At 31.6% G+C, this 18,613-nt stretch carries 20 protein-coding genes and 1 tRNA gene; 5 read left to right on the top strand and 16 right to left on the bottom strand.

Features of this window, described 5'->3' with window-relative positions; all coding sequences use genetic code 11:
* Positions 1-13 precede the first annotated feature (13 nt).
* The 7 genes from SYN6308_RS12945 to SYN6308_RS12915 all read right to left on the bottom strand — a co-directional run bounded on the left by SYN6308_RS12945 (position 14) and on the right by SYN6308_RS12915 (position 8,226).
* Entirely contained in the window at positions 14-760 is a 747-nt protein-coding gene (locus SYN6308_RS12945) for a nucleotidyl transferase AbiEii/AbiGii toxin family protein (protein ID WP_017294871.1), read from the bottom strand.
* Positions 757-978, bottom strand: coding sequence for a hypothetical protein (locus SYN6308_RS12940; protein WP_017294870.1), 222 nt, complete (start codon positions 976-978; stop codon positions 757-759). The genes SYN6308_RS12945 and SYN6308_RS12940 overlap by 4 nt, the downstream gene beginning before the upstream one ends.
* Positions 979-1,181: 203 nt before the next feature.
* Positions 1,182-5,036, bottom strand: a complete 3,855-nt coding sequence (locus SYN6308_RS12935) for a type IIG restriction enzyme/methyltransferase (RefSeq protein WP_017294869.1) — start codon at positions 5,034-5,036, stop codon at positions 1,182-1,184.
* Between the two features lie 307 nt (positions 5,037-5,343).
* On the bottom strand, positions 5,344-7,134 hold the full coding sequence (locus SYN6308_RS12930; RefSeq protein WP_017294868.1) for a sodium:solute symporter family protein: 1,791 nt from the start codon (positions 7,132-7,134) through the stop codon (positions 5,344-5,346).
* Positions 7,135-7,253: 119 nt separating this feature from the next.
* Positions 7,254-7,646 (bottom strand): type II toxin-antitoxin system VapC family toxin, encoded by a 393-nt coding sequence (locus SYN6308_RS12925; RefSeq protein ID WP_237741215.1) that lies wholly within the window; start codon positions 7,644-7,646, stop codon positions 7,254-7,256.
* Between the two features lie 17 nt (positions 7,647-7,663).
* Entirely contained in the window at positions 7,664-7,891 is a 228-nt protein-coding gene (locus tag SYN6308_RS12920) for a type II toxin-antitoxin system Phd/YefM family antitoxin (protein WP_017294866.1), read from the bottom strand.
* A 101-nt stretch (positions 7,892-7,992) separates the two neighbouring features.
* Positions 7,993-8,226, bottom strand: coding sequence for a TIGR02450 family Trp-rich protein (locus SYN6308_RS12915; protein ID WP_017294865.1), 234 nt, complete (start codon positions 8,224-8,226; stop codon positions 7,993-7,995).
* 95 nt (positions 8,227-8,321) lie between these two features.
* Here SYN6308_RS12915 and SYN6308_RS12910 point away from each other — a divergent pair, with 95 nt between their 5' ends.
* Entirely contained in the window at positions 8,322-9,710 is a 1,389-nt protein-coding gene (locus SYN6308_RS12910) for an SLBB domain-containing protein (RefSeq protein WP_017294864.1), read from the top strand.
* Between the two features lie 11 nt (positions 9,711-9,721).
* On the opposite strand, the gene SYN6308_RS12905 is transcribed toward SYN6308_RS12910, so the two are convergent.
* From SYN6308_RS12905 to dndD, 3 genes are all read right to left on the bottom strand, one after another.
* Positions 9,722-9,795: transfer RNA gene (locus tag SYN6308_RS12905), tRNA-Asp, on the bottom strand.
* An 81-nt stretch (positions 9,796-9,876) separates the two neighbouring features.
* Positions 9,877-10,314 carry an FHA domain-containing protein gene (locus SYN6308_RS12900; RefSeq protein WP_017294863.1) on the bottom strand — a complete coding sequence of 146 codons (438 nt, stop codon included), beginning with the start codon at positions 10,312-10,314 and terminating at the stop codon, positions 9,877-9,879.
* A gap of 193 nt (positions 10,315-10,507) precedes the next feature.
* On the bottom strand, positions 10,508-12,484 hold the full coding sequence (gene dndD, locus SYN6308_RS12895) for a DNA sulfur modification protein DndD (protein ID WP_017294862.1): 1,977 nt from the start codon (positions 12,482-12,484) through the stop codon (positions 10,508-10,510).
* Between the two features lie 237 nt (positions 12,485-12,721).
* Between dndD and SYN6308_RS12890 the strand changes: the two genes are divergently transcribed.
* Both SYN6308_RS12890 and SYN6308_RS12885 read left to right on the top strand, forming a co-directional pair.
* Positions 12,722-12,967, top strand: coding sequence for a hypothetical protein (locus SYN6308_RS12890; RefSeq protein WP_017294861.1), 246 nt, complete (start codon positions 12,722-12,724; stop codon positions 12,965-12,967).
* A 141-nt stretch (positions 12,968-13,108) separates the two neighbouring features.
* Positions 13,109-13,441 carry a cupin domain-containing protein gene (locus SYN6308_RS12885; RefSeq protein ID WP_017294860.1) on the top strand — a complete coding sequence of 111 codons (333 nt, stop codon included), beginning with the start codon at positions 13,109-13,111 and terminating at the stop codon, positions 13,439-13,441.
* Positions 13,442-13,546: 105 nt separating this feature from the next.
* Here the strand turns inward: SYN6308_RS12885 and SYN6308_RS12880 are convergent, their stop codons facing one another.
* From SYN6308_RS12880 to SYN6308_RS24900, 5 genes are all read right to left on the bottom strand, one after another.
* Positions 13,547-14,122 (bottom strand): DUF2808 domain-containing protein, encoded by a 576-nt coding sequence (locus tag SYN6308_RS12880; protein ID WP_017294859.1) that lies wholly within the window; start codon positions 14,120-14,122, stop codon positions 13,547-13,549.
* A 42-nt stretch (positions 14,123-14,164) separates the two neighbouring features.
* On the bottom strand, positions 14,165-14,470 hold the full coding sequence (nuoK, locus tag SYN6308_RS12875; protein WP_202803908.1) for an NADH-quinone oxidoreductase subunit NuoK: 306 nt from the start codon (positions 14,468-14,470) through the stop codon (positions 14,165-14,167).
* 66 nt (positions 14,471-14,536) lie between these two features.
* A complete protein-coding gene (locus tag SYN6308_RS12870) occupies positions 14,537-15,145 on the bottom strand; it encodes an NADH-quinone oxidoreductase subunit J (protein WP_017294857.1) in 609 nt (202 codons plus the stop codon).
* A 142-nt stretch (positions 15,146-15,287) separates the two neighbouring features.
* Positions 15,288-15,812, bottom strand: a complete 525-nt coding sequence (gene ndhI, locus SYN6308_RS12865) for an NAD(P)H-quinone oxidoreductase subunit I (RefSeq protein ID WP_017294856.1) — start codon at positions 15,810-15,812, stop codon at positions 15,288-15,290.
* 108 nt (positions 15,813-15,920) lie between these two features.
* Complete coding sequence (locus tag SYN6308_RS24900) at positions 15,921-16,067, bottom strand: hypothetical protein (protein WP_017294855.1); 147 nt, start codon at positions 16,065-16,067, stop codon at positions 15,921-15,923.
* Positions 16,068-16,532: 465 nt separating this feature from the next.
* On the opposite strand from SYN6308_RS24900, the gene folD reads away from it, so the two are divergent.
* Together folD and SYN6308_RS12850 are read left to right on the top strand one after the other, a co-directional pair.
* A complete protein-coding gene (gene folD, locus SYN6308_RS12855) occupies positions 16,533-17,402 on the top strand; it encodes a bifunctional methylenetetrahydrofolate dehydrogenase/methenyltetrahydrofolate cyclohydrolase FolD (protein WP_017294854.1) in 870 nt (289 codons plus the stop codon).
* 219 nt (positions 17,403-17,621) lie between these two features.
* Positions 17,622-18,146, top strand: a complete 525-nt coding sequence (locus tag SYN6308_RS12850; RefSeq protein WP_017294853.1) for a tetratricopeptide repeat protein — start codon at positions 17,622-17,624, stop codon at positions 18,144-18,146.
* A 100-nt stretch (positions 18,147-18,246) separates the two neighbouring features.
* Here the strand turns inward: SYN6308_RS12850 and psaK are convergent, their stop codons facing one another.
* Positions 18,247-18,510, bottom strand: a complete 264-nt coding sequence (psaK, locus tag SYN6308_RS12845; protein WP_017294852.1) for a photosystem I reaction center subunit PsaK — start codon at positions 18,508-18,510, stop codon at positions 18,247-18,249.
* Positions 18,511-18,613: the final 103 nt, after the last annotated feature.

The following is an 18,613-nucleotide window of genomic DNA, read 5'->3' as shown; positions in this document are numbered from 1 at the left end:
TTATTAAATATTCTTAAAAAGAAAAAAGATCAGGTTGTTCTTTAAAAGTTCTCTTAGTAGAAGGTAACGATAAATCATCTGCTAATAAATCAATTCCGTTGATAATTTTAGAAAAATTTAATTCTTCAATTTGTAAGCTCAAAAAACATTGTTCTCGATAACTTTCTCTTTTTTGAAAACGCTCAATTGCTACTTTTAAAGGACGTATTACTTCGTAAGCCTTTTCCGCTTTTTCTAAAGCACTAGGGGGAATTTTTGCATCTAATCTCAGAATTGCTAAATCAATTAAATCCCTTGATTTTACACTATTATCCATAAATCGATCGGCATTAGCTAAAAGTTTAGATGTATAAATATCTTCGTTATTAAGACAAGGAATTAATGACCAAGAAAAGTATTGAGGCGAACCAATTTGAAAACGACTTTCTGCGATAATTTCCATTTTAATGAAAGAATTATCGATTTGAACTAATAAACGAATTCCATATTGATCCATTATTGATCTACCGATCGAAATGTTATCTAAATTAGAAAATAAGGCTTGATAACCCTTTTCAAAAATTAATGTTCTTAATTGTTTATAACCTGATAAATTAAGAGAACAAATAAAGTCAATATCATTACTTGTTCTATATTCTTGATGAGTAAAAGCGATTAAAGTTCCGCCTCCAAAATAAGCAAAATTATCTTCAAATACTTCTTGTTTTAATTGATTAATAATCGTCAATATTTTATTATGATGGTCAATATTAAAGATCATAATTCTGTTAATAACCATGAATGATATTTTTGAGCAATATAAATTAAAAAATCTAGTTCTTCTCCTTGTAAATTATTAAAAAGACTGCGATAATGCCATCCGCGCTCATAGCGACTCAACATTTCTTCTAAATTAAAATCATAAACATTTTTTTGTTGCCAACAAATTGCTTGTAAAAATGGTAATTTTTCTGGTATCTTAACGGGTTCGATCGACATAAATCTAAGTTTTATTTTAACTTATAAAATTAATTATATGATAAAGTTGACAAAAATTAAACCTAAAATTAATATTTTTTAAACAAATTTGATTATCTTCTTCTTTCATAATTTATTATTAAGGAAAAACTCCACTATCGAGACGTAAAAATTTATGCCTCTAACTCAAATATCCTTGATGTCTATTGGATAAACCGATGGTTTTATTCCTCAATTATCCTAATTTCTTCCTCTGTTAAGCCGTATAATTCATAGACTAATAAATCTACTTTTCTCTCTAGTTTTGATGTGTCATTATTGGGGTTTTCTGTCTTTAATTTTAATATGTCTGTTACTAATTTTTTAAAGAATTTTTCTTCTTTTTCTGTGATTTGTTTAACTGGTAATTCTTCTAAGTAAATTTTCTTCATTCTAAAGGCTTGAGTGCCTAAAACAGAAACGATTGTTTTTAAATAAAACCACATAAGACTAGAATTTAAGAGACTTAATAAGTAATAATTTCCACCGTTTAAAATCCAACAAGTATCTAAAGTATAATAGTGATTATTTTCATCCCAAGTAAAAGAACTTTTTGAAGAAAATTCGGGATACAATATTTTAGGTTTTTCAAAATCAGGAATATAGGCACAATTTCTTAAATTATAAGGAGTTTTTCCTTGATCACTTCTTTTGATTAATTTAGGGTAAAATTGATCGAGATGTTGTTTAATAGCAGGATAATCATTTACATTCAAAGCAGGAATTTTTTGATGATTAACTTCATAGCCATTGTGTAGATTAATCAACCATAAATCTTGAAAATTAGCATAATATTTGTGAATATCCCTTCCCCGCAAAAGAGGTTTAATAATTTCCGCCGATTTACCATCTTGATTAATTAAATCTTGTCTTGTTTTACCATCAATAATAAAAGCATCATTATAACCAGTTTTGATACCATAATTAATAGTAATATTCCAATCCTTTAAAGGTATTCCTTGAGACTCAATTTTTGCCTTAATTTTTAATACTTCTGGATTTTCAAAACTCCAACTATTGACGGTTAAATCACTTTGTAAAAAGTTAGTCTGAATTTCCGTTAAATAATTAGAAAAATCGTTAATTCTTACCGTCTCTTTTTTCACATCCGCATATATTAAACCAGCAGAAGCAACCTTATTTTTTACATAACCAAGAATAGCAGAATCTACGGTTGCCTCATCAAACACCGCTAAACCGCTAAAGTCGATAAAGTGAGTTAGGGTAGTATTTTCTAATAAAAAAGAGCGCATTTCTTGCCCATAATTTGCCCTAGTAAATTTATTAGAAATAATGAATTGAAAAATACCATCATAATGTAAGAGATTATAACCTAATTCTACAAAATAAGTTAATAAATCAGCTATAGAATTATAGATTTTATACCGTTGTTTTAGTAATGGTTTAAGGGGAGAAAATTCTTCTTGGCGAATATAGGGAGGATTGCCAATAATAACATCAAAACCGATAAAATTGCCCTCATTATCTAACACTTCGGGAAACTCAAAACGCCATTCAAAGGCATTATGATAAATGCGATTATGTTTTTTATCTTCAATTTCTAATTGATATTGATTAATTTGTTTTTCTAACTGCTTAATCTTCTTCTCTTTGACTTTTTTTTCCTTAACTGTTTCTTCAAATAAAGATTGTTGATTAACTAAATTATTTAATTCTCCTTGTAATTGTCGCAATTTTTTAGAACTTTCATCGTTACCTGTAATTTCATTACTAAGATTATTTTTAATTAACTCAATTAATTGAATAATTTTTTGTTTTTCTTGACGATTTTCAGGGCGATAATAATTTTTAACGGCTTCTTTATATTCCTCGATTTGACGCTTTATTTTGGCGGAGGAAAAACTATCATTAATATCAAAGCGACTGATTAAAGAATTACCACATTTAATATTAATATCAATGTTAGGTAAAGTTTGTAAAGTTTTGCCCTCACCCCTAACCCCTCTCCCATCTGGAGAAGGGAATTGATGAGATAACTTATTATTTTTTTCTCCCCCCTTGCTTTTAGGAGAGAAGGGTTGGGGAGGTGAGGTATAATAGGAATTTTTTAATAACTCAATCCATAATCGAAGACGACAAATTTTGACTGAATTAGTGTTAATATCCACCCCAAAAAGACAATTTTCGATGATGGTTTGTTTTTCAGAAAAAAGAGTTTCTTGAATGCGTTGGCTTTCTTGATTAAGGGGATTATAAGTAAATAATTGATTATTTTCATCGGTAATAATTAACTCGTCATTTTCTACGATAATATGATAATTTTTAAGGCGTTTTCCTTGTTTATCTTCTAATATTTCTAACTCACTTTTAATGGAGATAATCTCGTTTAAGGCGGAGACTAAAAAATGTCCTGAACCGACAGCCGGATCGCATATTTTGATATTATTAATGATATGATTGGCTTCTTTTGTGTCTTGAATTTTATTGTATAAATCGTTGATAGTTAGACAATTCCACTGTTTAATTTGATTAAATTTATGGATAATTGCACGGCGGATTGTTTCCCGACACATATACATTGTAATAAATCCGGGAGTAAAAAATGAGCCGTCTTGATAACCGTTAATTTTCTCAAAAATTAATCCTAATACGGAGGCGTTAATTAGTCTTTTATTATCTTCTTTAATTTCCCCTTCTCCTTCGCTACCAAAATCATAGGCTGTGAGAAAATTTAATAAATATTCGAGGGTGTTAATGTCTCCTGTTTCTTTTTTTCCTTGACTATTTTTTAAGATGGTATTGCCAAAATAACTAATATTTTTATTATGATGCAGAAGTGCGATCGCACCTATTTTTTGTTCTAAGGAAGTTAATTCAAATAAGGAACTATTAAGATAGGGAATATGGTAAAATTTTTCTTGTATGTTCGGAGTTCGATCGAATATTTGTTTAGCTAAAACCTGAAAAAAGAGGGTATCTAAATCATGAAAATCTTTAATAGTTTTGTTATTTAAAAAAGCATATTCAGAAGTGTCATTAACTTGATTATTTAAACTATGACGATTATAAGTAATTAATTGAGCTTCCAACAGTTTTAAGAATAAAATACGGTTAATCCATGTAATAACTAATTCTAAAGCAATATTAAATAATTGTTTTTCTTGTGTCTCTCCAAAAATATTGATATTATCAAGATTATCTAACTTATTATAAGTCTGTAATTGATTAATAGTATTTTCTAAAAGTGAACCTTCAAAACGCTGATTAATAGGTAATCTACGGATTAATTTTTTACTCCCTTCTTTGATTTCTGTTAAACCAATTATATGTAATAATTCACTATAAAAATCTTCATCTAAACTATTACTATCATTGGAAAAAGGTAACTTTAATAAGTGATAAGGAGATAAAAATTTATAGAGAATATTTAAAGATTTTAAATCTACATTTTGAAACTCTTTTAAATTAAGATAAACGGTATTTTCTTTTAAATATGTCTCAACTTTTCCTAGATAAACTTGAGCAATTTCTTTATAGAAAAAATCAGTATTTTTAGAAGTTAAACGATTTTCATTAAAATCATTAAACTGTTTAATTAAGGATTTATCTTGATAAAAAAACTTTTCAAATAATTCCGAAGGAAAAATAAACCATTCATAAATATTAGTAACAATTAAATGTTTTAACTCAAAATTTTGATGAGTAATTCTTTCTTGGAGATAGTAAAATAATAATTGTTGTAGTGATTTACTATTAAACTGTTCAAAATTGAGCATTTCTGTTTTATTAGTAGGCTTTTTTACCTCAACAATAATGCCAACTTTGCTGTTAATATCCTTACCATTATAGATAACTAAATCATCTTTTTCCTTAGTATTAATATAATGATTAGGGCGATAAAAACTATGATTAAGAAAGTTAATTAAATTATTTTTATGAAATTCCTCAGACTCATTAATTTGATGATTTGTGATGTTTAATAAATAATGTAAGTTATCTTGAAATTGCTCCACATCTGCTCGTAAAGATGGTAATTTTAAATATCCTTTATTGAGAGATTGCCGTAAATTGCTTAACATTGTTTTAAGATAAATTCATTACAACATATTATATACTAAAGTAAGCTCGATCGTACTCTAAAATAAAAAATCACCCTAAGAAGTTGTAAGAATACCTCAGTTCGATGCAAGAATGTTTGATAAGGGCAGGTTTCAGGTTGCAGGTTTCAGGTGTAATTTTCAGAAGATTATATAATTTGATCAAAGAATTGAAGATAAAAAAATCAATTAAGATATATTTTTTTTGTCAATTCTTTAACCTAATACCTAATACCTGACACCTTTACAGCACAAAAAATTTTATCTCGAAACACCTTAATACCCCAATCTAGCTTACTCCGGGGCGTGGCATAGGAAATATTTTTTGTTTGTTGAGGTGTCGTAACCAAAAACCGCCCCCTACTGCAAAAATCAGAGATACCCAACCTGTAAAAGATTGTAACAGTAAGAAGCCTCCGATCGAAAGCATTAAGCCAAACAATAAAAAGATAGAAGCGACTACTTTGAGACTATCTAATTTTAAGTTTTGTAACGGTGCGATTCCTGTGTCTTCCTGCTGTTTTCGCCAACCAATTCCTGCAGGGCGCACTTTCAGATAAAATTTGGTTAAGGTTTCTTCTGATTCTGGGGGAGTTAAATACATGGCACTAATCCAGATAATAGCGGTTAAACCTGAGATAATCATTAATCTTAAACCAAAATCCGCAGGAAAAAGATTGAGGTTAGGAATCACGCTAGTTAAACCGATTATAAAACCTGCTACCATTGCGGTTAATTCTGCTGTTGCGTTGATGCGCCACCAATACCATCGTAATATTAACACTAATCCGGGGCCTGTCCCAATCGCAATTACTAGACGAAATACAGTACTGACATCCTGAGCAAAAAAAGCGGCGATCGCACCTGTGACTGTTACTACTACGGAGGCAATTCTACCCACTAAAACTAATTGAGCTTGAGTGGCATTAGGGGCAAAAAAACGACGATATAAGTCATTGGTAAGGTAAGACGCACCCCAGTTAATAGAGGTGGAAACAGTACTCATAAAGGCGGCAATAAGGGAGGCTACCACTAATCCCAGCATGGCAGGAGGAAGGAAATCTAACATTAATTTAGGATAACCCAATTCTCGATCGTCCAAATCAGGATAAATGACAATAGCCACTAAAGCCACTAAAATCCAAGGCCAAGTGCGGATAATATAATGGAGGATATTGAAAAACCATGCCGCTTTTTCTGCTTCCGCTTCATCTTTAGCAGATACTAACCTTTGAATAAATTCCCCTCCTCCATCACTACGGCGAAAACTCCACCATTGCACTAATAAATAAGCAGAAAAAGTACTTAAACTAATACCAGCAACATCACTCCAACGCCAATTAAACAAGCCTTCTCCTCTGGTGAGAGGAATTACCGATAAAACATCAATATCTGTGGCTTTTTGCACTGCTGGGATTAATTCATGAATCCCACCGACATGATTAACAGCGACGATGGCAACCACAAACGCCCCAAATAAACCGAGAAAAAATTGGAAAAAGTCTGTTATTACCACTCCCCATAATCCTGAAAAACCAGAGTATATCAAAACAAAAATACTAACAGCGATGACACTCCATAACTTGCCACTTTCTCCCACATTAAAACCAAGACTTTCCCACAATTCCAAGGCAGAAACCACTTTCACCATAGCTAACATAGCGTAACCGATACCAATACAGTTAATGGGTACAGCAAATAAAAATCCCTTCGTAGCGCGGAGAATTGCTGCCATTTTGCCACTGTATCGTAATTCTGTTAGTTCTGCATCGGTGACAACTTCCGATCGTCGCCATAACCTAGCAAAAATATAGATTAAGACAACGTGAGAAATACCGAAACTCCACCATTCCCAGTTACCAGCGATGCCTCTAGTGGCTACCACACCGCAGATATATAAAGGGGTATCGATGGAAAAGGTAGTAGCCGCCATACTTGTACCTGCTAACCACCACGACAAACTACGCCCCGATACAAAAAAATCTTCCATACTTTTCGATGCTTTACCTGATAGATAAATACCGAGAGCCATGGTAATAATTAAATATAATAGAATAATAATCCAGTCGATCGTTTGCATAATTAATCAGATAAAGAATAATTTAGTCTTGAGGAAGATAGGTAATAGTATTTTGTGACATTATATTATGCCCTTGACAACTATATAAAAAATTTAATTATAAATTCTTATAATCCTTATTAAATTTTTTCTTCTTCTAAACCTAATAGTTGAACTTCATAAGAATTAAACATTTGATCATAACTAATCAGAGGATAATTTTCTATTATCGATTGAGCTATAATTATCCTATCAAAAGGATCTCGATGGTGAAAAGGTAATTTTGTTATTTGTTCAAAATGAGATAAATTAAAATTTAAAATCTTAAAATCATTTACCTTAATTTGTTCTTCAATAAACTCTCGAAAAGGTAAATCAAAAGTTAATTTTTTCAAACTATATTTTATGGCTATTTCCCAAATACTAGCTTCACTCAAATAAATTAAATTATCTCTTTCATTAATAATATTTTGTGTGGCTTCATTTAGTTTCTTGTTATTGGTAACATACCAAAGAAAAATATGTGTATCCATTAAGATATTCATTATAATTACATATAATCTTCAAAATCTGTTAAGGGTGCATCAAAATCATCAGCTATCCATACTTTTCCTTCTGCACTTCCGGGTTGACGAGGAGGTTTTTTGTCTAATTTTATCGGAGTTAACTTTATCACAGGTTCGTTATTTTCAGTAATAATAATTTCTTCTCCTTTAAGTACAATTTCTAATAATTCATTTAGTTGATTTTTTGCTTGTTTTAATTCAAGAGTCGTCATTTTTTTATTCTCCTAAATTCATCTAAATAATTTTTCTTGATTTTTGACTTTTACAATATTTTTTAACTCGATCGAGCCTCTTAATCTGTTAAACTAATCTTTCAACCCATACTTTCTAAAGTCATCCATCCTGGAATCCATAAATCTCTATCCTTTAATTGTTTCGCATTAATCCAAAATCTAACATTGTCGTCGCAGGAAGACTTCATTTCAGCAAACACCCATTTATCTTGATTTTTACGATTAATCACCTCAAAGTGTCGCCATCCCCATGTTTTTTGTGTTGCAGTCCATTTTGAACCTAATAAGTAGGGAAATTTTTGTTTATTAGCCATGACTAGGGGAACAATTTATGTTATTTTTCGATCGAATAGATACTTTATCATATCAAAGAACAATCAACAATTAACAACTAATATCACCTTAAATTATGAGCAAAAAAATTATATTAACTCTTTCCCTTAACATTCCCTTACTATTATTTTGTACTAACCACACTTATGCCCAAATTCTCCACCTATCCGACAACAAACCCTTATATTCCACAAATTCCTCAAGTATTTTACCAGAAACAAAACCCTATACATTAGGGGCAGGTGACATAATCAACATTAGTGTTTATGGTTTAGCAGATCAAGGTGGAGAAGTAAAAGTTTTAAATGATGGTACAATTTCTTTACCTCTTATTGGTACATTTACCATCACCAATAAAACAATCCAAGAAGTCCATCAACTGTTAACTAGAGAGTATTCTAAATACATTAAACGTCCTGTGGTGACAGTTACTCTTTTAGGACAAAGACCGCTACGATTAGCCATCGCTGGAGAAGTAAACACCCCCGGCAAATATACCTTGAGGATGGAAGAAAGAAAAAATCCCAAAGTGACTGACTTATTAGAAAAAGCAGGAGGTTTAACCGTATCTGCTAACGTCAGACAAATTCAACTGAGACGACAAGAAACCGACGGAGAAAGGATTTATACCCTTAACTTCTGGCAACTTTTGCAACAAGGAGATTTAAAACAAGACGTTGATTTACAAGACGGCGATGTTATCATCATTCCCAAACAAGAGGAAATCAATGCTAGGGAATATCGTCAATTAGCCGATGCTAACTTTGGCATTAAATACGAACAAGCACCTAATGTTACTATTGTAGGAGAAGTGAATCGTCCCGGGGCTTATACTATCCCCATCGATAAAGCACCTCCTCGACTTACGATCGCACTGCAAGAAAGCGGAGGTATTCGAGACATGGCAGACATTCGGGATATAACCGTAAATCGTATCACCAGAGACGGTGAAGAACTCAACATCAAAGTTAACCTATTGGCAATGTTAGAAACAGGAGATATAGGAAAAGATATTGTTTTACAAAATGGAGATACCATTATTGTACCTAAAGCCGAAGACTTATCAGCTTCCGAAGCAAAAACTATCGCCTCCGCAAACTTTTCCCCCCATGAAATTAGCGTTAATGTGGTAGGATCAGTAAAAAATCCGGGAGCATTGAAAATCCCCCCTAACACTTCCTTAAATAATGCCATTTTAGCTTCAGGAGGATTTGATGAAAGACGAGCGAACGATCGAGTCATTCAATTAGTCAGAATTAACCCTAACGGCACAGTAACAAAAAGAGATATAACCGTCAATCTATCTGCGCAAGTTAACGAAGAAACTAACCCTATTTTGAAAAACAACGACGTAATTATGATAGGGCGTAATGGTGTAGCAGAATTTAATGACACCGTAGGATCAATACTAGCACCTGTTGGGCGGATGATTCCTTTCCTTAATATATTTAGTATCTTTCAATAAGATAGATTATACGGGACTGACGGGACTCGAACCCGCGACCTTCCGCGTGACAGGCGGACGCTCTAACCAGCTGAGCTACAATCCCATTTGAATTAACTCACATATTCAATGATAACAAATCTTCAAAAAATTGTCAACCCAAAATCTCAAAATCCCTCAAAAATTGTCAATCTTCCCAGTCTGTAAGCATCATAGCAGGATCGATGAGGGTAATGTCAAAAGGATCATCAGGGGGTAAAGAGGGGAAAATATCCCGTTGACAATGTTGATATATGATTGAAATTTGCGGTCCAAAAACCACCTTATCACCATTTTTCAATTGCTGATTATTAACTTTTCTGCCGTTAACTAAAATACCGTTGGCACTAACATTATTATGACCATCTCCGTCTAAAATTTCATAGTAAGTATAACCTTGATCATCAAATTGTCTGATCATAGTGGCATGGTGACGAGAAACAAAAGGAGAATGAATACGAATGTCAGACTGTTGCGATCGACCTAGGGAGTACTTACTCTTTCTTAGGAGAATTTCACGTCTGCCTTTATCATCTTCGACTATCAGTATATGAGCTTTATGAGGTTGAGCTGGAGGTTGAGTCATTATTGACACTTAAGTAAATTCTTGAGACAATTATAAAATCTCTGTAAAGTTTAGGTATCTTCTTCTAGTTTACCCCAAAATGTCTTTAAGAATCAGGAATTAATTAGGGGTTGTTGAAAAAGTGTTTATCGATTAGGGTGTTAGGTATCAGGTAAAGATAAGGTAAAAAAGTTGAACAAAAATTGATTGTTTCTTACCAAAAATAGCCCGATTTAATGGTAGTTTGATTCATTTTACTATTATAATCTAATAAATATTCCAGTGCGATCGCTTCTTTTTCTCGTAAAAAATTTACCTCCATTTCTCCTATTTCTGTATCCGTAGAAAGTAATATCACTTGGTGCGATGCTGTGGGAAAATATCGATCGATCAAATTATAACGATGGGATGAATCTAAACGTCCTAAAGGAGTATCGATCGCTACAGGTAAGTTTTTCTCAGAAACCCTTGCTAAACCCCATAATAAAGCAATAGCTAAAAGTTGTTTTTCTCCTGCTGATAAACGATTTTTAGGTAATAATAAACCATTATTATCATAGATACTTAAAGCAAAACTTTCTGTAGAAATAACCACTTTTCCCACAAAATTTGACTTATGAAGTAAATAACGAAAACAGTTAGTAACTTCTGACTCTAATTTGTTTAATTTTCTCAGGGTTAACTTTTGTTGAAATATACTTAAAGTTTGCTTTACTTTGGGCATTAATTCAGCGAGATGTTTAGCCTGTTCATGTTTTATATTATCCTCTCCATAATGACTTAATTTTTTTCTCACATCATTAATTTTTTTTTCCACAGCCGTTAAAGTTTGCTTGATAATTCCACAATTACTTTTGATTTTTACTAAGGTTTTTTCTTCCCGTTTATATTCATTTTCTAATGTTTTATATTCCGCAGGAGAATTAACAATTAACATTTTTTGCTCAATAGAAATTAATTGTTTTTCTAATTGAGTTAATTTAATAATATTTTCTTTGACTTGATTTTGTTGAAAAGGTAGTAAATTATGGAGGATATTATTTAATTGCGGTAAAGTAGTTTCATCCGCATCTAAATAAATATTTTCTTCTTCTAACTGTTGACTTAAAAATAAAGTTTCTTGATTTAAAAAACTAGCAATTTTACTGTATTTATTTTCATCAATATCTAAAGTTTCCATAAAATTCAGTAACTTTTTATCCTTTTCCTGCCATAAACCTTGGGCATTTTTGATTTGAATTAACTTAGATTCTTTCTCTATTTGTAAGGTTAAATCTGTTAATAAATCAGAAATTAATCCTAATGGAGTAACTTGAGTTGCTAAATGAATTAAATTTTTATTAATATCTTCTATTTTTTGCTCTATAAACTCTTTTTCTGTCCTCAGTTTTTCTTTTTCATTAGCAATTTTTCCGCCTATCTCTCTCAGATTTTTTGAGGCTTCATTATAATTTTTTGTGGCTAATTTGACTTTTTTTTCTTCTTCAGCTAATTCCTGTAATAAAGTATCTTTTTCTTTTTCTAAATAAGCTAATTCTCCTTGAATATTCTCTAAGTTTTCTTCTTTTTCTTTGTTATTATCAATATCTTTTTGTTTCCGACTGATTAAAATATCTAAATCCGTGATTAATTGAGTCGCTAATTCTAAACCTAATAAAGATTTTATAGCTTTTTTCACATCATTGGTAGGCTCATCTTGTTCGGCTAATTCTTTAACTTGTTCACCATCAAATAAAAATAAATTAGAGATACCTAAGGGTAAAAAATTCTCTATATATTCTTCCCAATTTTCGGTTAAATTAATATCGGGAAATTCTCCTTCAATAATACCTAAGTTATCATTCCCTTCTCTAACATTTTGCTCCCAATAACGTACTATTTTTAATTCTGTCCATTGATCATTAATTATATGTTCAAAGGTTAATTCTATTCTGGTTTTTTCTCCTAAGTCAATTTTGTTATTTATACACTGAATTAAATAATCATTATAATTTATATTTTCTCTACTAGATCGTTTCCCATAAAGTGCTAATCTAATAGCATCCATTAAGGTTGTTTTTCCTCCACCATTCATTCCTCCTATTAGCACGATCGGACTTTTATTGTCAGGATTTTCAGGTACTAAATTAATAATATTTTTACCTTTATATGGTCCAAAATTTTCTAATATTAACTGTTTAAAAATAATCATTATTAAGCTATGATTTTTACATCGGTTAAATAATTTTACAGCAAAGAGATATTAATTATAGATTTTTTTTAAGAGTGTAATCCTAAGTCTTTATGATATTCTCTCACATTACAATTAGTCAATACCTCCAAAAATATAAAAAAAATAACACTATCTTTAACAAATGTTAAAAATTCCTGACATTAATAAAAACATTTAGTATAATTTTATACAGACAGTTTAGTAAAGGTGAGAAAAATGGATTGGACAACATGGGAACAAGAAGAAGCTAAAGTATATCAATCTGGTACACCCGTTCAATTTAAAAAAGATGGTGGGAAAATATATTATGTAGAAGAATATGATTTCATGCTTGTGCCTCCTATTTGGTTAGAAGACTATCCAAAGCCTTGCTATCCTGAAGAATTAAGAGTTTTATCGAATTTATTTTGTTTGTTGCCTCAAATGTGTCTGTTATCAGAAAAAATTTTACAAGTGGCTTAAAATGAAAATATAGCAATAAAATAATTGATTTACTATATCTTTTAAATATTTTAGTGATCATTTTGACCCAAAGGAATAATATCAAAATATTTTAACTATTATGGCGACTGCTATAATAGTCTAACCATCAATAATTTAATTATGTCTATATTAGAATTAAAATCTAGTTTTGTTAACCTTCAAGATCATATCGAATATCCCATAGAAGGTATTTTAAGTAAAGTTTTACTCAAAGATAAAAACTGTCAATATACCCTGTTTTGTTTAGCAAAAAATACAGAAATTTCTGAACATACATCCAGTCGCAATGCCACCATTAATGTCATGGAAGGGGATGGGATATTAACCTTAGAAGGAGAAAAAATTACTTTGACTAAAGGGGTATTTGTAATAATGCCAAGTCACGCCCTCCACGCCTTACAAGCTACGGATAATCTTTGTTTTTTGTTAACTCTTTCTGCTACGGATAATTAAGATTGATCTACCCAAGTTTTTTATATAAAACTATAATATATATATACTTTAAAGGACTTTTTCATTTTCAGTAAATCCTAATTAATTGTCTGAATTTGAGACAATTTAAAATCTTCCTCCGCGCATATCGAAAGAAAATCTGCCGTTACCTAAATACAAACTCTGAGGATTGTTACCTTCGGGATAAACAGTGACACCAAATTGATAAATTCCACCGTAAACAGGATTACGCGTTTTGATGGCTAATTTAAGTTTTTCTCCTGCTTGTACTGGTTGTAATAAGTTGACAATTATTGCGTTTTTTCCATCAGTATCTAAGGTAAAATTAGCTTCGATCGATCTTTCTTTTCCGTTGATAATAAAAGCCTGACTATCTTCAGGAAAAAAAGTAATAGTTTCCAAATTTGCTTGTTGATTTATAATAACTTTTGCAAGATTATTGTCGGCATTTTCAGGGATTTCTATCTCAAAAATATAAGTAGAAATTACATCAGACATTCTAAAGGTAGGAGTCGATCGAACTAGACGAGGGGAATATCTAAAAAAACTAATTTCTTCAGCTAAAATCTTTGTATTTAATAGGTTTTGTTGATATTTTAAAGTGATAATTTCATAAAAAAAGTAGGTTAATAAAATTAATAAAAACCTAAAAATTTTATCAGAAAAAATATGTTTAATCATTTAAAAAAATTATAAGAAAAATTCCTCATTCCTAATTATCTATTACCATTTAAGGAGGTTAAAACGCTCCATATCGATGGTGTCACGGTTACGATAAATAGCTAAGATAATAGCTAAACCCACGGCTGCTTCGGCGGCTGCAATAGTAATGACGAATACCGCAAATACTTGTCCTTTAATTTCACCCGGATCTAAATAGTTAGAAAATCCCATTAAATTAAGATTAACAGCATTAAGTAACAATTCGATCGACATTAAAACTCGCACAGCGTTACGACTGGTAATTAAACCATAGATTCCGATGCAGAATAAAGCGGCGGCTAAAATTAAAAAATATTGTAATTGTATTTCCATAATTTATTTCAATGTGAGTAATTGATTAAAACCTAAAACCTAAAACCTGAAACCTAAAACCTAATTTTCTTTGCCTGTAGAAATTAAATCTCTAGGTTTTTCGGGTAGAGTAAGGGATGTGGTGTAAATTTCTCTAGTTTGTTTCGCTTCGGGAATTAAATCTCTACGCGCCAAAATAATTGCGCCTACCATCGCCATTAACAATAAAACGGAAGCAACTTCAAAGGGTAAGAGAAAATCACTAAAGAAATGTTTACCCATTGCCACGATCGTATTTTCAACCACGGCGGGAGAGATACTGGATAATTGCCAAGGAGTAACTAAAGCCATTGTACTCAACAAAGCGAATAAACCAAGACAAACTAAACCAGTTGTCACTTGACGAATTAATCTTCCTTTTACTTGTTGGAAAATTTCAGTTTTGTTCACCAACATGATCGCAAACAAAATTAGTACGTTAACCGCACCTACATAAACTAAGATTTGGGCAGCGGCGACAAAATCCGCATTGAGAAGAATATATAAACCAGAAATACTCATAAAGACTCCCCCCAAAAGGAAAGCCGAGTAAACGATATTATCAAATAAAACCACACCTAAGGCTGTACCAATCATTAAAACAGAGAGGATGACGAAGGCGATAAACTGCACACTTTGGGAGATTTCCACGATTTTAATATACCTTGACTAAAATATTTAATTAACTATAGGATTATTACAAATTGTCTATAGATAAGAATAATCGATCGACCTTGTTATTTTCAACTAAGAATTTTTAACATATTATCAACGATCGATCGTTCATTATCCATTATTTTTGATGAGGTTCAATCACTCCTTTGGGTAAGTATCCTAATTCTCTTAAAGGTGTTACCATAGGGTCTTCTGTTACTTTAGTTGGTAATCTCCCCAAGGCGACATTATCATAGTTTAATTCATGTCGATCGTACGCTGCCAACTCATATTCTTCTGTCATCGATAAACAGTTAGTCGGACAATATTCTACGCAATTACCGCAAAAAATACAGACACCGAAATCGATACTATAGTGTTTTAATTCTTTCTTTTTAACAGCCTTGTTAAACGTCCAATCAACGACAGGTAAGTTAATCGGGCAAACTCTCACGCAGACTTCACAAGCGATACATTTATCAAATTCAAAATGAATTCTCCCCCTAAATCTTTCGGAGGGGATAAGTTTTTCATAGGGATATTGTACCGTTACAGGGCGACGACTCATGTGATCAAAAGTAACGGCAAATCCTTGCCCAATATACTTTGCCGCTTCTACGCTTCCTTTGGCGTAATCAGTTACTTGTTTGAGAAATTTAAACATAATCTGTTCAATAAGTGCCAATGAGATTCATTTTACCCTATGTGATTGTTTTCTGAATAGTTAATCATCAAATAGGACATATCGTTTTGTTATATCAAACTTTCGGATTTACTTATTACTCAACTCATGGTTAGTTTGTTGTAAATAGTACTCATTTAATGTTTCATCGTCAAGGATAATCTCTTTCGACTTTAAAATTCCTTCTAACATAATTCGATCGCCCACTTTTGGCATATCATTATTATTATTGGTCACAACCCAAATAGAACCTGTTTGATCTTTAACTTCTATACCCTTTCGATCGAGCAGAGGTATAATTTTTTCTACAGTGCCTTCAATCCTAAGAGTTTCTGTAGAATCTTGATTTTGAATCTCATTAATTTCGATAACTTGAGGAGAAGCTAACCCTAAATCGATTAAATAGGTACAACCTGTTATTCCCCAAAAAAAAAAGATAATGATAATAAATTGACAGATTTAAAGACTAACTTCATAAAAATTCATTCAAAAAACGATATTTTACCGATAAAATACAGGATACTAGAGGCAATAAAAAAAGCAATCTCAGGATTGAACTTATTTTTCAATTTATTTTTAGGACTTACGCACTAACTCTAAATGAACTGTGAGTATTACCCACCAATCACTATTTATAGTGTAAAAATGTCATAAAAATAATTGTTTTGCGAAACTTCTAATTTTAATTTTAATCATACTAACATGGTCGCTCAAATTTTAGACGGTAAAAGTTTAGCCAAAAAAGTACAATCTCGTTTACAAGTTGCCATCAAAGAGGCAATGACAAAAAAAAAACGTCCTCCCGGATTAGCGGTGTTAATGGTAGGAGATAATCCTGCTAGTGCAGTTTATGTCAGCAATAAAGAAAAATCTTGTACAAAAATCGGTATGGCTTCCTTTGGCAGACATTTTCCTGCTAACACCAGTCAAGAGGAGTTAACCGCCGTCATCGAAGAATTAAACCATGATCCTAATGTTGATGGTATTTTAGTACAATTACCCTTACCTGATCATTTTAACTCTGTTGCATTATTACATACGATCGCACCAGAAAAAGATGCTGATGGACTTCATCCCGTGAATTTAGGTAAATTAGTTAGAGGAGAAAAAGGTTTAAGAAGTTGTACTCCAGCAGGAGTGATGGAAATTTTGAGAGAATATAATATCCCCATAGCAGGAAAAAAAGCCGTAGTTGTCGGCAGAAGTATTTTAGTGGGTAAACCTTTAGCCTTAATGCTACTCGAAGAAAATGCTACCGTCACCATCGCCCATTCCAAAACCGCTAATTTAGCTCAAGTTTGTCAAGAAGCGGATATATTAATCGCTGCCGTAGGGAAACCCGAAATGATTACTGCTGACATGGTGAAACCCCATGCAGTCGTTATTGATGTTGGCATTAACCGTATAGAAACCTCTGACGGCAAAGGGCGTTTAGTGGGAGATGTTGCCTATAATGAAGTTAAAGAAATCGCTAGTTATATTACTCCTGTGCCGGGGGGAGTAGGTCCGATGACTGTCGCCATGTTATTACAAAACACCTATGAAAGTTATCTCTTGGAGAATAAAAAATAAGTTTGTAGTGATGGCTTTAGCCATTAATTAATCAGGGTTAAAACCCTTACTACAAACGAATATTTATACTTAATGAAAATGTATAATAGAAGAGATAATTGAGCTAAAAATAAGAGAAAAAAAACGAAGATACAAAGAATAGATTGAGTTAAAACTGAACGATCGAGCTTATGGTAAAATAAGAAAATAACAAAATAATTATGAAAAAGTTTTACATTTATGCGTGAAAATTTACCCGTTCTTTATATCTCTATTTTACTAGGTTTATTAGGGATTGTTGCCATTGTTTTATTAAGGCAAATTATTAAAACAAGAAAAATTGAATCCCGTTTTTCTAAACTCCAAAATAAGTTAAAAAATGAAAGAGGCACTCCCCAAGAATATTATGAATTAGCTAGTATTTATTTAGATAAAAAACTCTTTGTTCAAGCGGTACAATTACTACAAAGAGCCTTAAAAGCACAAAATATTGAACCCGAAAATAAGGCTTTAATTTATAATGCTTTAGGTTTTTCTTACTTTTCTCAAGAACAATATGATCTTGCTATCAAAAACTATAAAGAAGCAATTAAATTATACCCTGAATATACCATCGCCCTTAATAATTTAGGCAATGTTTACGAGAAAAAAATCTTAGTTTCTCCTGCCTTGGAATGTTATCAAAAAACTTTAGAATATGATCCTAAAAATACGATCGCACTCAAACGAGTTGAATCTTTAGAAAAACGTCTTGTCAAAAATTAACCATTAGAAATTAACAATTAACAATTAACAGTGGCTTATAATTCCTGATTCCCCATTCCTATTACCTATTACCTACTACCTATTACCCATTATCTAATTCCTATAAAACACCAAAATTAGTTAATCCAAGGATAACTCCCACCCCTAAAATATGTCCAAAACTAGTGGCGGCTAATACCGCAGGTAAGCCAAAACCACCAAAAAAAGTGGGGCTAGGTAATTGAGGATCAGCACTGGGATATTTTACGGTAAACTTAGCAAATGCGATCGCTATAATGTTACAGATAATCATGGTTAGTGCAACATTAGTATTCCATTCAACGGTAGCAGGAATACTAGCTAAGAAGGTATTGAGATATAGCATTAATTTTTTATCCTTAAATAAACGTATTTGAAAAATTTATTGTAAAAGATTAAGGAAAAAAAATCGCAATTTTGTTGCAATACTTTGCAATTTTGTAAATTTT

The organism is Geminocystis herdmanii PCC 6308, from assembly GCF_000332235.1.
GTDB classification, from domain to species: domain Bacteria; phylum Cyanobacteriota; class Cyanobacteriia; order Cyanobacteriales; family Cyanobacteriaceae; genus Geminocystis; species Geminocystis herdmanii.
Note: the sequence above shows the minus strand (reverse complement) of the source record. Positions and strands in the feature narration are given on the sequence as shown.

Excerpts from the sequence above, each read along its gene's own strand:
- SYN6308_RS12945 (WP_017294871.1), bottom strand. The coding sequence starts at position 760 with ATGATCTTTAATATTGACCATCATAATAAAATATTGACGATTATTAAT.
- SYN6308_RS12940 (WP_017294870.1), bottom strand. The coding sequence starts at position 978 with ATGTCGATCGAACCCGTTAAGATACCAGAAAAATTACCATTTTTACAA.
- SYN6308_RS12935 (WP_017294869.1), bottom strand. The coding sequence starts at position 5,036 with ATGTTAAGCAATTTACGGCAATCTCTCAATAAAGGATATTTAAAATTA.
- SYN6308_RS12930 (WP_017294868.1), bottom strand. The coding sequence starts at position 7,134 with ATGCAAACGATCGACTGGATTATTATTCTATTATATTTAATTATTACC.
- SYN6308_RS12925 (WP_237741215.1), bottom strand. The coding sequence starts at position 7,646 with ATGGATACACATATTTTTCTTTGGTATGTTACCAATAACAAGAAACTA.
- SYN6308_RS12920 (WP_017294866.1), bottom strand. The coding sequence starts at position 7,891 with ATGACGACTCTTGAATTAAAACAAGCAAAAAATCAACTAAATGAATTA.
- SYN6308_RS12915 (WP_017294865.1), bottom strand. The coding sequence starts at position 8,226 with ATGGCTAATAAACAAAAATTTCCCTACTTATTAGGTTCAAAATGGACT.
- SYN6308_RS12910 (WP_017294864.1), top strand. The coding sequence starts at position 8,322 with ATGAGCAAAAAAATTATATTAACTCTTTCCCTTAACATTCCCTTACTA.
- SYN6308_RS12900 (WP_017294863.1), bottom strand. The coding sequence starts at position 10,314 with ATGACTCAACCTCCAGCTCAACCTCATAAAGCTCATATACTGATAGTC.
- dndD (WP_017294862.1), bottom strand. The coding sequence starts at position 12,484 with ATGATTATTTTTAAACAGTTAATATTAGAAAATTTTGGACCATATAAA.
- SYN6308_RS12890 (WP_017294861.1), top strand. The coding sequence starts at position 12,722 with ATGGATTGGACAACATGGGAACAAGAAGAAGCTAAAGTATATCAATCT.
- SYN6308_RS12885 (WP_017294860.1), top strand. The coding sequence starts at position 13,109 with ATGTCTATATTAGAATTAAAATCTAGTTTTGTTAACCTTCAAGATCAT.
- SYN6308_RS12880 (WP_017294859.1), bottom strand. The coding sequence starts at position 14,122 with ATGATTAAACATATTTTTTCTGATAAAATTTTTAGGTTTTTATTAATT.
- ndhI (WP_017294856.1), bottom strand. The coding sequence starts at position 15,812 with ATGTTTAAATTTCTCAAACAAGTAACTGATTACGCCAAAGGAAGCGTA.
- folD (WP_017294854.1), top strand. The coding sequence starts at position 16,533 with ATGGTCGCTCAAATTTTAGACGGTAAAAGTTTAGCCAAAAAAGTACAA.
- SYN6308_RS12850 (WP_017294853.1), top strand. The coding sequence starts at position 17,622 with ATGCGTGAAAATTTACCCGTTCTTTATATCTCTATTTTACTAGGTTTA.
- psaK (WP_017294852.1), bottom strand. The coding sequence starts at position 18,510 with ATGCTATATCTCAATACCTTCTTAGCTAGTATTCCTGCTACCGTTGAA.